We start from the raw sequence: 13,214 nt of genomic DNA on the forward strand, positions 1-13,214 counted from the left end.
GTTAATCAAAATGAATTTTTCTTTTTTTGAATAAAAATGAATTATATGAAGTTGATTTTAGTAACTTTGAAATTTGTGATGGTAATTAAATATTTATAAAATTCAGTTGCAGAAGGTTTTAAAGCTAAACCCTGGTTTAATTCAATTAACTAATGAGTAAAAGTTCGCTTTTTAAAGAGTTGTTTGTCAATATTAAAACTACTGGCGCAGTAACATTTAGTTCAAAGTCCCTTGTGAATAAAATGTTGTCTTTTGCCGAGTTTAAAGGTGCAAAGGTCATTGTAGAACTTGGCGGAGGAGATGGCAGCATAACTAAAGGAATAATTGAAAGGATGGACAAAGATGCCACCCTGTATGTTTTTGAGATTAGTGAGCACTTTTGTGAAAATCTTAAAAAAGAATTTGCTTCAGACAACGTGGTAATTATCTGTGATTCTGCAGAAAATATGGACAAACATCTGAAAGGAGAGCCTGTTGATTTGATCTTATCTTCCTTGCCTTTTAGCCTTATTGCCAAAGAATCCAGAACTGCTATTTATGAGAAAAGTAGCCTGATGCTTAAGCCAAGCGGTTATTTTATCCAAATTTGCTATTCCTACCTGTTGCGGTTCCAATTTGCTAGTCATTTTAGCACCATAAAAACAGCATTTACCTTAAAGAATTTTCCTCCGGCTTTTATTATGGTCTGTAATAGCTGATAAGGTTTTTCTCACTTAATTTTATAAATTGCTTCTGATGAAAGGAGCGAATTTTAAGGGAAGAGGTACGGGCCAACAGCCGGGTAATAGGTATGAAAAAAATGACCTTGTTCAAGAGCATTTAGAAGGGATTGATATCCCTAAATATGAGGAAAACCCACGAACAAAGTTTATATCTATCCATAGTAAATCAGCCTTAAGTGTCAATGACAGTCCTGATTTACCCTTAAATTACTCTATCAATCCTTATCAAGGTTGTGAACATGGTTGTATCTACTGCTATGCAAGAAATTCCCATCAATATTGGGGATATGATGCCGGTTTAGGCTTTGAAACAAAAATACTGGTAAAGACCGATATCGTTGGGCAACTGATAAAGCAATTTGAAAAGCCAAATTACCAAGCCCAGGCGATTATGCTTTCCGGTAATACAGATTGTTACCAGCCTGCTGAAAATAAATACCAGCTTACCAAAAAAATCCTAGAAACATGTTTGGCCTACAATCATCCGGTAAGCATAATAACAAAAAATAGCCTTATAGAAAGGGATTTTGAACTGCTGAAAAAGTTAGCGAGCAAAAATCTGGTGCATGTCTACTTCTCTATTAATCACCTAGATAAGGATTTAAAACTACTTTTAGAACCGAGAACCGCTATAGCTGGGAAAAAAATTGAAATCATTCGAAAATTTTCTAAAGCAGGTGTTCCTATTGGCATAATGGTTGCTCCAATTATTCCCGGAATCAATACAGATGCTATTCCGGAAATAATTAAATCTGCAGCCGAAGCAGGTGCTATGAAAGTGGGGTATACCGTGGTGAGGTTGAATGGACAAGTAAAAGACTTGTTCCATAACTGGCTATTGGAACATTTTCCTGACCGAGCAGAAAAGGTAATGCATCAAATAGAATCCTTGCATGGTGGGAATCCAAATGATACTGCTTGGGGAAGGAGGCTTAAAGGTGATGGGGTTCTGGCCAAAACAATTTCAGACCTGGTGAAACTTTCCATCAGGAAGTATCTCCCCAAAGGCTCAAAAATGCCTGCTTTTGATTTCAATCAATTTATAGGTAATGGACAAACAAAACTTTTTTAGTATGGACTATCTTGATAAAGGAATATTGGTACAGGCCACCATGGAAATGGCCAAAAGAAAAAAGGGCAACGCTTTTTGTCCCACAGAAGTATTGAAGTGGATATATCCTACCGACTGGCAAAGTTTCCTGGATGAAGAGTATAAAGCAGTGAATTGGTTGCATGAAAAAGGGTGTATAGCTTTAGAAAATGAGGGAAATAACCTTAGCAAAAGTGCAATGGAGGAAGGCAATAAAATTAAGCTGGGTGGAAATACCATTGGGCTATAAATATAAATTAACTCCTTCAGTAAATTGTAAGGTTCACGTTGATTTAATCAGATTAGGAAAAGGTTATATTTAATCAAATCCCTTACTGCTTTTCTTTAAGCAGCATATAATTTTGTAGTTTTACCTAATTTTTAAATCATAACAGTATGAAAAGGACCAAAGCACAGGAATCCAGAGCAGCCATAGAACGTTTGTACATCACCATGCGGCATCTTTTTATGCGGGGCAATTACAAACCTACAGGAGTTTCAGGGGAGTCCTTGGTGGATGCTTTACTTACCCTCAGCCCGGAAATTTATGGTTTGGTCAATGATACTGAAAAGCTTGAATTAGAAGGCTTATTGTATGTAATGGAAAGGCTACCTCAGGGCATTGAGGAATGCCGATACATTCGCTTAATTAGTAGGGAAGGTTATGAAGATTCAGGGTTTATGCCCTTGGTGCCCTCCAAGCGGAAGCGGAATTGTTACAGGGTAGATGAAGAACAGATGTATGTGGAGATGACACGAGGGAAAAGTGATATTTATGACATCCTTACCCACCTTACTTTTTTATACATAGAGTCAGAAAAAATCCGAAAAAACAGTACTGATCCCAAAGGAAGAATTAACCTCAACTGGAAAAAACTCAAGGAGGTCGTAGAGAAAGAGATAAAGGGTGAGGAATACAATAAGGAAGCTGCCTGCTCTTACTTAAGCCACATTACCGGCAGAACATTTGAAGAAACCAAACAAGCTGTACAGAAGTTTGGTAACTCCCAAAATAGCAACAGTCTTTTTTCTATCATTTACCATATGGGAAGATTATCCATGGAAGAAATGATAGAAGACCGTGATAGAGAAATTTCATTTTCGGCCACTTTGAGAGAAAGGGTAGGACACCATGTTTACGGGGAATCTTGGGCCAACAATATCAAAGCCGTTTTACAAGAACATGATTTATTGGACAGACCTATACATGTGATTAGCGCCAATCTACACAGTGTGCTTAATACCATTTATGGATACCAAGCTTTTGGACTTGAGGATTACGAAACCATTGAGGAAATGGCTTTAAAAATAAGTGTCAATGGTAAGGGAAATAAGGGCAAAGAAGTCTTAGCCTATGCACTAAAACACGGTTTGATACAATTACCTGATTCCTCAGGTACTAATATTGGTGTTCAAATTATTGATACAGATAAGATGGTATCCGAAGCTCTTATTCCGGGGGTAAAACTTCCTGAGAATAAAAAGAAGAAGCCGGTTTTGATAGTGATGGATTATGCCTTTGGAGAACAAGCCTATGAATGTTTTGATGAATTGTTGAAGCCCTATGAACTGGGTGAGAAGAAGATTCCACTGAATATTATCAGTACATCTATCATGGGTAAAGCCGGGATTCTTGAAGGGAAGAAGGGCGACATTATGATCCCAAACGCTCATGTGTTTGAAGGAACAGCTGATAATTATCCGTTCAAAAATGAATTGAGTCCTGGTGATTTCGAAGGCTATGGGCTTGGTGTTTATGATGGGCCAATGATCACAGTATTGGGAACATCTCTTCAAAACAAGGAGGTTTTGGGGTATTTTATGGAGTCTTCTTGGAAAGCTGCAGGCTTGGAAATGGAAGGTGCCCATTATCAAAAGGCAATTCAATCCGCCAGCAAAATTAGAAATAGCATTAGAAAGAATGTCAAAGTGATGTACGCCTATTATGCTTCCGACAATCCATTGGAAACAGGTAGCACCTTGGCTTCAGGGGCATTGGGTATGGACGGTGTGAGACCTGCCTATTTGATCACCTATAAAATCCTTGAGAAAATAGCTGAAGTCTAGTCCTCTAATTGAAAATCGATGGTAGTGACCACTCTTACGGTTTTAATTTGAGGTGTATTCTCATCTCGGTCATTAATCGTAAATAGGCCTTGTCTAGCAGTTCTGATTTTGCCTACGCTGGCATCTGAGTCGCGCGCAAATTTTTCAGCCACTTCCCGAGCATTTTTTGTCGCTTCCTCAATCATTGAGGGTTTCAGGTCATTTAGGCCGGTAAAAATATATTCAATGGGTCTCCATGTATTTTTCGACTCCAATAGTATCCCCTTAGACATTAATGTTAAAGATTCAGAAAGGGCTTTTTGGAGTTTTGCCAAGTCATTTGTTCTGACTGTTAACTCTGATTTGGCCAGGTACCTAAAGGCGCTGTATTGAGCATTGGCATTGTATCTATCTGCCTTAAGGTCACTAATATTAGTACTTCCCTTGGTCAGCTCATCCTCGGTAAAACCTTGAGCAATAAAAAAATCGTACACTTCCTTGTTTTGTTTTTCTATATCTCCGCTTAAAATATTTAAATCATTGGCAGTTAATGAAATATTGATGGGCCAAACAGCTAGGTCTGCGTCTACCTCCCTTTCAGACAGGCCCTTAACTTGAACTGACCTGTCATATTGCTTGCCAATCTTGTGCATATTTCCAATAAAAAAACCTGCAATAACCACTGCAGCACTAAAAAGAAGTGTTTTTAACCAATCAATTTTCATGACCCAAAATTTTAAAATAAATCTTAATATAACCTTAATTTATAAAAATAAGTAGCCTGCTTATTTTCAATATTCCCTTATCAATATCAGTGCCATCTTGGCTTTTTCGGACAGCCTTATTTTATGGACAATACTTTAGGGGTAAAGCAGGTATTGCTTTCTCATTGATTTATAGTTTGATAAACCCGGTTCCCAACTTGCTCTAATTTCACTTTCGGGTACTCCATCAATTATTTGTTGCCTAAAAAGACCTGAGCCTATTTGGATCTCAATATTATTCATTTGATTGCTGAGACTTCCATCAAAAAACTTTTCTTTCTCAGGACTGTTTTTATAAAGTTCCATGATCCATTTTAAGTTTATTTGTCCGGTTTCTCGCAATAAGTCAGTATCGTAATCACGTAGATCTAGACCAAAGCATTCTTGATCCATAAACAATGGGCTTTTTGACATGCCTGCTATGCTCTTTGGGGTATAGGAAAAGGAATAAATGCCTTTATAGGCCGGACTTCCGAAAACAGTAAAAGGAAAAATAGTACCCCTACCATGGTTGACATAAGTACCCTCAAACATACAAGTAGATGGGTACAAAAGTATCGCCTGCTGGGTGTTTAGGTTGGGAGAGGGGGATACCGGCAGGGTGTAGGGCATATCATGGGTATAGTTGGCCACAGGGATAATTTTCAATTTGCATTGCAACTTGTCATTTAACCAACCTTCACCATTCGCCATCAAGGCAAATTCAGCCACAGTTAAACCGTGCGACATAGGCAAGGGAAACTGTCCTATTCCGGATTTGTACTTCATGTCTAAAACCGGACCATCTATCAAATATCCATTGGGGTTTGGCCGGTCAAGGATAAGCAATTCCAAATCGTTCTCTTGGCAAGCCTCCATCAGGCGAACCAAAGCATTGATGTTTGTATAAAACCTACAGCCAACATCCTGCAAATCGTATATCAAAAGGTCAACCTCGCTTAAATCCTCCTTGGAAGGCTTTCTCTTTGCCCCATATAAGGAGACTATTGGGATGCCTGTCTTGCTGTCTATTTCATCTTTTACATGAACCCCGGCGCCCACATTCCCTCGGAAGCCATGCTCAGGGCCAAAAACTTTTACTATGTCCACACCGAGGGACTGAAGACTATCTACCAAGTGCCTCTCCCCAATAATGCTTGTTGGGTTGGCCATAATGGCTACTTTTTTCCCTTTCAAATAAGGTAGGTATTGTTCAGTTTGATCTGCACCGGTGATAATTTTACTTTTTTTCTCATAACTCGTTTGGGCTCCTACGTTAAAAAAAGTCATTATAGGCAAGAAAAAAATTAAGCAAAGGTTTTTCAATGGGAGGGGCATAAGTACATTATTTTGATTGAATATAATAAGGAAATTAGGAAAGCCCAACATTAAAATGGTAAGGTTTTTGGATTATTGGGCTAGAACCAAAGCTGGTAAATTTAATTTTATGAACATACTTTATTTGTGATAAGGTGAATAACACCGTCGCTAATGATAAAGAAATTCAACCAGAATAAAATGTAAAGCTCAGATAATAAAACTGAGGTTTTTGATGGACCACAAATTATAAAACTTCTTTACTGTACTTATTCATATAATTCATTGGGGTCATATCGGTGATTTTTCTAAAAACATCTCGGAAAGCTTTAGGGTCATTGTATCCTACCTCATACATGACTTCATTGATATTTTTTTTACCTGACTCCAATGCTCTTTTTGCAGCTTCCACCTTTACCCTTTGGTGGTATTCAACAATGGTGTTAGCGGTAGCCTTTTTAAACCGCCTTTCAAATGTTCGTCTGCTAATGGCCAATTCATTACAGAGCTTGTCTACGGCTAATTTCTCATTAAAATGACTCTCTATATGTTCCTGTGCCTTCAATATCTCTCTGTCTTGATGCGATTTTTGTCCTGAAAATACCATAAAGGGAGATTGACTGTTTCGGTCAATATCAATCATAAACCCTTTGGCTGCGGCCACAGCTGTATCCCTGCCGGCAAATTTTTCTATGAGATACAAAATAAGATTGGTAAAGGAATAAGCCCCACCACTGGTATAAATACCATCGGCCTCAGTCATTATTTTATCGTCTTTTAAGGCTGCTTTGGGATAACGTTTTCGAAATTCATTGGCAAACTGCCAGTGTGTCGAACATTGCCTGCCATCCAAAAGTCCTGTTTCTGCCAGAAAAAATGAAGCCACACAAAGGCTGACCACCTCCGCACCATTTTTATGGTGGTTGATGATCCAGGGAAGAAATGGGGTGTTTATTTTTAGGTTTTGATTAAAATCACCATGGATTGCAGGTATAATGATAAGGTCAGTTTTATTGACTTGGTCAATTAATATTTCAGGTTTGACAATGAAAAGTCCGTGACTTTGCTCTGTTTGTTTTTCAAGCCCAACCAATTGAATGTTAAATAGTGGCTTTCTTCCACTTTGCATAAAAAATTCGTTTACCCAATTTAGCATTTGGTGGCTACCACTAATATTCACCATGCTTGTGTGGCCTCTGGGGATAAGGATTGATACATGTTTCATCTTTTCTTTAATTAAAATAATTTATGCGGGCCCTAATTACTTAAAGAAAGGTAAATAAAGATTGTGTCGCAATCAACCCGTTAGATTGACGGATTCTACCTTCCTTAAAATAAAACTATTCAGTTAACTTTGAAAGGAGCTTTAGAGAATATGGATGTTGTTAAAGCAGGTGGAAACAGATCTTCTATTTATTTTTCTTATGAAGATGATGGGACAGAAGAGGATTAGTGAATAAAGGTGAGTGCAAAATTTTTGGTCCAAAATGAATATTGGAAAGTATGGTTTTACCTTTCTGTTAATTGATAATGAAGGGGATAGGGTTGACTTGCATTCGTTGAAATAAAAGTGCTTCTTTAATTTAACTAATTTAAATATACTACATCATGAAAATCAATCCTTATTTAAATTTTGACGGAGATGCTGAAGAAGCATTTTCCTTCTATAAATCTGTTTTTGGTGGTGAATTTAGCGCCTTTATGAAAATGGGCGAGGCGCCTGAAGCTGAGAAATTGCCCAAAGAAGAGCAAAGCCGGGTAATGCATATTTCTCTGCCCATAGGCAAAGATACTATCCTTATGGCTTCTGACACCATGCCTTCCATGGGGCAGACCCTTACAAAAGGAAATACAAATTATATTTCCATACACCCGGAAAGCAGAGAAGAAGCAGATCGACTCTTTAATGGGCTTTCCGAAGGAGGAGAAATTGAAATGCCCATGGAAGACCAGTTTTGGGGAGATTATTTTGGAAGTTTTACCGATAAGTTTGGTATCAATTGGATGGTGAATTACAATCCTGCCAATGCCGAATAATTTAGCATAAACCCAAATATTAGAAGTTTTTATCGGTCCTAAGGCAATAAATGGTAGGATGCGTAATAGTATCAGCACATTTATTGCCTTTTGAATCCAATCAACTATTTCAAAAATGAAGTGTTAGCCTAGAAAGAAATATTGTAAATTTTTTCAAGTCCTTTTTTCAATTATATTTTTTATTTGGGGAAGAAAAAAGGGCGGAAAATTTTTATCAGGTCTAATTCTTTTCGCGATTTCCCTAAATCTTCAAGATATTATATAGATCTATTTAGGCATTTTATAACATCCTTTTCAGGGAATTTCCATGGTTTAGGTGTGGATTTTGGCTAATTTAGCACAATAATTCTTTTTTAGTTGCAGGAGATAAAATTGTACTTGCAGCCAATCCAATTTAAGCTCACCCAATAACCAATTTTAATAATAGGAAAAATCACCAATAGTAATCCCTGGCCGATTTGTTACTAACTGCTTGCAGTCATGTGGAGTCAAAGCCGAGTCGTATCACTGTGGTATATTTTCTTTTTTATTGATTGAAATATTAATCCTACAGAACTTATTTAAAATGAATGCAGCACAAAAATTAGGTTTTTCGGAAAGTACCAAGCTTTTGATAATCCATGCAGATGATGCTGGGCTTGCACATGCTGAAAACAGAGCAACCATTCAATCTCTAAAAAGAGGGGTTGTAAATTCGTACAGTATCATGGTACCTTGTCCATGGTTTTATGAAATGGCTATTTTTGCAAAGAATAATCCCCAATATGACAATGGGGTTCATCTGACCTTAACCTGTGAATGGGAAAATTATCGGTTTGGCCCGGTTCTACCTGTTTCTGAGGTTCCAAGTTTAGTGGATGAAAATGGTTTTTTCTTTAAGAAAAGAGATAAGTTAGCTCAAAATGCCAAAGTTGAACACGTTGAGAAAGAACTTACTGCACAAATAGAAAGAGCCCTGAAATTTGGAATCAAACCTACCCATATAGATTCTCATATGTATAGTGTCGGTGCCAAGCCTGAATTTTTAGATGCCTATCGTAGAATTGCGAAAAAATACAAATTACCCCTGGTGCTTAATAAGCAGCTTTTCGAAATGGTAGGCCTAGAAATGGAACTGTCTGGTTTTGAAGAGGAGCTTTTTATCGATAATGTGCATATGGGAGAGTTCAAGTATTTTGAAAAAGGAGGACTAGCAGATTTTTATGGGACTGTTTTAGACAAGTTGGAGGGAGGGTTAAACCTGATTTTAATTCACCCTGCTTTTGACGATGATGAGATGAAAGGAATAACCATAAATCATCCCAATTTTGGATCGGAATGGAGACAGATAGACTTTGACTTTTTTACCAATGAGGGGGTTAAATCAAAACTCAAGGAGCAAAACATTCAATTGATTACCTGGGATGAAATTAGAAAAAAAATATACGGGGGCTAAGGAATCGAATTCAAAATAGTAATTTTCTTTTAAGACTTAATAGAGAGAAATATGCTTGGATACTTTTTTTCGCTAATTATGATTTTCAATGTAGCTTAATAAAATTAATAGCATCATTTTATAAATAGGCTATTTTTATAAGGCCCATCAAGTACCTGCTTTCTTTTCTTTCCCATAAAATCCCTCAACTTAAGTTGGGGGATTTTATGGATATCTCGATTTTTTGGTTTGCTATCAGTTAACCGCACTTTGACTTTTTTTTCTTGGTAATTGAGCAATCAAATTTAGATGCTGGAAAAGGCATTAACATTTAATTTTTCTTGCTATTTATCGATAAGTCTTAGAATTATAGAAGATTTGGTTAAATTGGCTTATAAATTAGTTGTTGAAAGTCAGGGACTATATTTTATATAATTGAAACAGTTAAAATAATAGTTCTGCCAATGAAAATTTCTCTTGTTTTTATGGTCTTTGTACAGGGATTGATAATTTCGTCTTGCTCCTCAAATCCTGATAAAAGGGAATATACCGAGTCGAATGAAAAGCGTCCTGTACTTGCAGATACAATTAATAAGGCCACTTCTATTAAGGATACCCTAAATACAAATGCGCCATTGGAAAAGAAATTAGCGAAAGATTCAACAGACGCAGAACCTACAATAAACGATGTTATTTTGGTGGATGAAGATCCAAAACCATTAAATTTAGGCGAAATTTATCAGGCTATTGGCTACCCTTCCAAAGCCAAAGAAGCAGGAATTGAAGGCAGTGTAGTTGTCAGCGTCTTCGTGGGGGAAAATGGCGAATATTTAAAGCATAAGATTATCACACATGCACACCCATTGCTGAGTGATCCGGTAGATCTTGAGGTGAAAAACCTTCGGTTTACTCCTGCAATGAAAGCAGGGCAACCTGTAAAAGTTTGGATAAATTTACCTTTTAAATTTAAATTGGTGAATTAAGTTGAAAATGATATGAATACATTTTTTCCCTATTGCGATAGCGTTCAATTGATTCATTATTGGAGATTATACTTGCATACGACCTTAACTGCTGTTGTTAGGTTAACTTATTTCCCAACTGCATAAGTAAACAGTCAAAAGAAGGACACTTTAGGGAAAAATGTAAATATTAGAAAATACAGGTAGCCGCTTAATCGAAGTCTATAATTAAAGTTAATATTGAAGATCCAAAATACAATATAGAAAATGAATAAAATAATTATCACCACAACAGACACAGTACCGGGAAAAGAAATAACCGAAATCTTAGGCATAGCCAGAGGAAGTACTGTAAGATCCCGAAATATTGGCCGAGATATTTTTGCCGGACTGAAAAACATAATTGGAGGGGAAATTGAAGAATATACCAAATTACAAGCCCATTCAAGGGAACAAGCCATGCAAAGAATGGTACAGGATGCACAGATCCTTGGTGCAGATGCTATTGTAAGCGTAAGGCTCACTACCTCCATGGTAATGGAAGGAGCATCCGAAATCTTAGCTTATGGAACAGCTGTAAAGTTTACTTAATATGGACCCGTTTTTAAAACTGATTATGGGCATTCAGTGGTTTTTTTGGGGCGTCATTTTTATAATATTCATTTTCCTGATTATCAGACGAATCAATATCAAAGAAAGGGAAAACTTTGAAGATAGAGACAACTAAAATTCATCATTATTTACTCATCTGGTATTTCATTACCAAGGAATATTTGAATACCATTCTTACTGAATTATTGTTTAAATCCAGAGTCTAGGGCATTCTTTTTTCTAATGGGCTTTAGCCAAATTATTATACCCGGCGACTACTCACAATTGAGAAATTAAGGGCTTGTCTCAATAAAGGTTGAAAAATATACATTAAATATCCAAGTAATGCTTTACTCAACTTGGGCCAGTTTTCGGGTGGTTGCGCCTGCCCAAGAAAACTAGACCATTCTTGAATTACTCCTTATTCTTTTCCTGATCTTTTCTCTGGGTTTCAGAATCCCAGGCATGATCATTAATACTGAAGCGCTTATTTAGCTCAAAGGAAAGTAAGTTTTCCTGCATTTCTATGGACTTTTTCATTGTGGAGATAAAGGCATTTTTGTCATGTTTTACTTTTACCAACTCTTCCAATGAGTCTTCATCGTATTTTATAAAATTCTGGCCTAAGACATGTACAGTATGTGCACGAAATCCAAGTTTCACGAGAACATCTTTCCCCAACTTAACAGCACTCTCTAGGTTTTGAATGTAAACATGGGAGACCTCTAATTCTTTTAATTCGATTGCTTCCTTTTTGTCTTTTGCCCGTACCATCAGTTCCAAGTTTGGAAAATGCTTTTTGACCAAAGAAACCAAGCGGTAATTGGTTTCAGGATTTCTAATGGCAGAAATAAGTATTTTTGCCTCCCCGGCACCGGCCATTTCCAGTAGGTCTACCCGCGTAACATCTCCATAATAAACCTCAAATCCCATTTTCCTTAGCAGGTCCACACGATCAGAGTCGTTGTCCAGTATGGTTGCTTTTATCCCATTTGCTCTTAAAAATCTACCAACCGTACTGCCATAGTTAGAAAAACCTGCAAGAATAACCTTGTTGGTTTCATCCATTTCATCATGAGGCTTATCGTCTTTCTCTTTGGTACCTATATAGGGAAGGAGAAGCCGTTCGTTAAACAATAATAACAGTGGTGTAAAGGTCATACTAATGGCAGTGACTGCCATAAAAATCTCTGTTGTTTTTGCATTCATGATATGCAATTCGGTAGCAAAGGAAAAGGTGACGAAGGCAAATTCACCGACTTGACTTAGACCTAAGGCAAATATGAGGTTTTGATCTGTGCTAATTTTATTCACTTTGCCTATTCCAAAGAGAACAAGACTCTTAATTAGCAGAACAGAAAGGGCGATGGCAAAAACCATCAATGCATTTTCACTGATCAAACCAAAATTAATGGAGGCGCCGACTGCTATAAAAAACAAACCAAGCAACAAACCTTTGAAAGGTTCCAGGTCGCTTTCCAGTTCATGCTTGAACTGAGAATTGGCCAATACTACACCACCTAGAAAAGTGCCTAAGGCTGGACTCAAGCCTACCATTTCCATAAGGAATGCAATTCCCAATACTACCAGCAAGGCGCCACCAACAAAAAGCTCTCTTAACCTGGTTTTTGCCACCAAACTTAGCATGGGAATGATTACATAGCGACCTGCTACCACAATTAATATGACAGCACCGAAAACCAATATAGTTTGCAGCCAACCGGGGAATTGGGAAATTGGGCTCATTTGTTCCATGTCTACATCTGAGCTGGCAGCCAAGGCTATTAAGGGCAAGATGGCTAGAATTGGTATCACAGCGATGTCTTGCATCAAAAGTACCGCAAAAGAATTTCTTCCTGCGGCAGTATTCATTTGATCTTTTTCTTTGAGCGATTGCAAGGTTATGGCTGTAGATGATAGCGCCAGGGAAGTACTAATGGCAAGGGATTGTCTCCACCCGGTACCTATAAAATACAAGAAGCCAAAAAAGATTAAGGTGGTTAACAAAACTTGTGAAAGTCCAACCTTGGTAATCATCTGCCTCATTTTCCACAGTTTGGAAGGCTCCAGTTCCAAGCCAATAAGAAATAACATCATGACTACCCCAAATTCAGCAAAATGCATGATGTCTTCTCCTTCTTCCCCTATAAAACCGAAAATATAAGGGCCAATAATAATGCCAGCCAGTAAATAACCTAAGACAGAGCCCATGCCGACTTTTTTGGCTAGAGGCACACAAACTACGGCGGCAGAGAGGTAGATGATAGCCTGAAATAAAAATCCATTCTCCAT

The 13,214-nt window shown here is 37.4% G+C and carries 12 protein-coding genes; 8 read left to right on the plus strand and 4 right to left on the minus strand.

All coding sequences use genetic code 11. From position 1 onward, the window contains the following. Positions 1 to 152: 152 nt before the first annotated feature. From Q4534_RS05485 to Q4534_RS05500, 4 genes are all read left to right on the plus strand, one after another. Positions 153 to 698 carry a class I SAM-dependent methyltransferase gene (locus Q4534_RS05485; protein WP_014022751.1) on the plus strand — a complete coding sequence of 182 codons (546 nt, stop codon included), beginning with the start codon at positions 153 to 155 and terminating at the stop codon, positions 696 to 698. 37 nt (positions 699 to 735) lie between these two features. Continuing rightward, positions 736 to 1,794, plus strand: a complete 1,059-nt coding sequence (locus Q4534_RS05490; RefSeq protein ID WP_303612164.1) for a PA0069 family radical SAM protein — start codon at positions 736 to 738, stop codon at positions 1,792 to 1,794. Position 1,795: 1 nt separating this feature from the next. Next, positions 1,796 to 2,062 carry a hypothetical protein gene (locus Q4534_RS05495; RefSeq protein ID WP_303612165.1) on the plus strand — a complete coding sequence of 89 codons (267 nt, stop codon included), beginning with the start codon at positions 1,796 to 1,798 and terminating at the stop codon, positions 2,060 to 2,062. Between the two features lie 146 nt (positions 2,063 to 2,208). Further along, a complete protein-coding gene (locus tag Q4534_RS05500) occupies positions 2,209 to 3,879 on the plus strand; it encodes a DUF6909 family protein (protein WP_303612166.1) in 1,671 nt (556 codons plus the stop codon). Here Q4534_RS05500 and Q4534_RS05505 read toward each other — a convergent pair. The 3 genes from Q4534_RS05505 to Q4534_RS05515 all read right to left on the minus strand — a co-directional run bounded on the left by Q4534_RS05505 (position 3,876) and on the right by Q4534_RS05515 (position 7,143). Next, positions 3,876 to 4,583 (minus strand): SIMPL domain-containing protein, encoded by a 708-nt coding sequence (locus tag Q4534_RS05505; protein WP_303612167.1) that lies wholly within the window; start codon positions 4,581 to 4,583, stop codon positions 3,876 to 3,878. The genes Q4534_RS05500 and Q4534_RS05505 overlap by 4 nt on opposite strands. Before the next feature lie 135 nt (positions 4,584 to 4,718). Then, on the minus strand, positions 4,719 to 5,891 hold the full coding sequence (locus tag Q4534_RS05510; protein WP_303612168.1) for a DUF1343 domain-containing protein: 1,173 nt from the start codon (positions 5,889 to 5,891) through the stop codon (positions 4,719 to 4,721). A gap of 274 nt (positions 5,892 to 6,165) precedes the next feature. Next, positions 6,166 to 7,143, minus strand: a complete 978-nt coding sequence (locus Q4534_RS05515) for a GlxA family transcriptional regulator (protein ID WP_303612169.1) — start codon at positions 7,141 to 7,143, stop codon at positions 6,166 to 6,168. A 383-nt stretch (positions 7,144 to 7,526) separates the two neighbouring features. On the opposite strand from Q4534_RS05515, the gene Q4534_RS05520 reads away from it, so the two are divergent. The 4 genes from Q4534_RS05520 to Q4534_RS05535 all read left to right on the plus strand — a co-directional run bounded on the left by Q4534_RS05520 (position 7,527) and on the right by Q4534_RS05535 (position 10,922). Next, entirely contained in the window at positions 7,527 to 7,955 is a 429-nt protein-coding gene (locus Q4534_RS05520; RefSeq protein ID WP_303612170.1) for a VOC family protein, read from the plus strand. A gap of 565 nt (positions 7,956 to 8,520) precedes the next feature. Beyond that, a complete protein-coding gene (locus Q4534_RS05525; RefSeq protein WP_303612171.1) occupies positions 8,521 to 9,390 on the plus strand; it encodes a polysaccharide deacetylase family protein in 870 nt (289 codons plus the stop codon). Between the two features lie 443 nt (positions 9,391 to 9,833). Continuing rightward, the gene (locus tag Q4534_RS05530) at positions 9,834 to 10,352 is read left to right on the plus strand and encodes a TonB family protein (RefSeq protein WP_303612172.1); all 519 of its coding nucleotides are present in this window, start codon (positions 9,834 to 9,836) and stop codon (positions 10,350 to 10,352) included. Positions 10,353 to 10,598: 246 nt separating this feature from the next. Next, positions 10,599 to 10,922 carry a YbjQ family protein gene (locus Q4534_RS05535; protein WP_303612173.1) on the plus strand — a complete coding sequence of 108 codons (324 nt, stop codon included), beginning with the start codon at positions 10,599 to 10,601 and terminating at the stop codon, positions 10,920 to 10,922. A 414-nt stretch (positions 10,923 to 11,336) separates the two neighbouring features. On the opposite strand, the gene Q4534_RS05540 is transcribed toward Q4534_RS05535, so the two are convergent. Beyond that, entirely contained in the window at positions 11,337 to 13,214 is a 1,878-nt protein-coding gene (locus tag Q4534_RS05540; RefSeq protein ID WP_303612174.1) for a monovalent cation:proton antiporter-2 (CPA2) family protein, read from the minus strand.

The sequence above is a fragment of the Cyclobacterium sp. 1_MG-2023 genome, from assembly GCF_030546805.1.
In the GTDB taxonomy this organism is placed as follows: domain Bacteria; phylum Bacteroidota; class Bacteroidia; order Cytophagales; family Cyclobacteriaceae; genus Cyclobacterium.

Coding starts and splice junctions, on each gene's coding strand:
- Q4534_RS05485 (WP_014022751.1), top strand. CDS start 153: ATGAGTAAAAGTTCGCTTTTTAAAGAGTTGTTTGTCAATATTAAAACT.
- Q4534_RS05490 (WP_303612164.1), top strand. CDS start 736: ATGAAAGGAGCGAATTTTAAGGGAAGAGGTACGGGCCAACAGCCGGGT.
- Q4534_RS05495 (WP_303612165.1), top strand. CDS start 1,796: ATGGACTATCTTGATAAAGGAATATTGGTACAGGCCACCATGGAAATG.
- Q4534_RS05500 (WP_303612166.1), top strand. CDS start 2,209: ATGAAAAGGACCAAAGCACAGGAATCCAGAGCAGCCATAGAACGTTTG.
- Q4534_RS05505 (WP_303612167.1), bottom strand. CDS start 4,583: ATGAAAATTGATTGGTTAAAAACACTTCTTTTTAGTGCTGCAGTGGTT.
- Q4534_RS05510 (WP_303612168.1), bottom strand. CDS start 5,891: ATGACTTTTTTTAACGTAGGAGCCCAAACGAGTTATGAGAAAAAAAGT.
- Q4534_RS05515 (WP_303612169.1), bottom strand. CDS start 7,143: ATGAAACATGTATCAATCCTTATCCCCAGAGGCCACACAAGCATGGTG.
- Q4534_RS05520 (WP_303612170.1), top strand. CDS start 7,527: ATGAAAATCAATCCTTATTTAAATTTTGACGGAGATGCTGAAGAAGCA.
- Q4534_RS05525 (WP_303612171.1), top strand. CDS start 8,521: ATGAATGCAGCACAAAAATTAGGTTTTTCGGAAAGTACCAAGCTTTTG.
- Q4534_RS05530 (WP_303612172.1), top strand. CDS start 9,834: ATGAAAATTTCTCTTGTTTTTATGGTCTTTGTACAGGGATTGATAATT.
- Q4534_RS05535 (WP_303612173.1), top strand. CDS start 10,599: ATGAATAAAATAATTATCACCACAACAGACACAGTACCGGGAAAAGAA.
- Q4534_RS05540 (WP_303612174.1), bottom strand. CDS start 13,214: ATGGAGAATGGATTTTTATTTCAGGCTATCATCTACCTCTCTGCCGCC.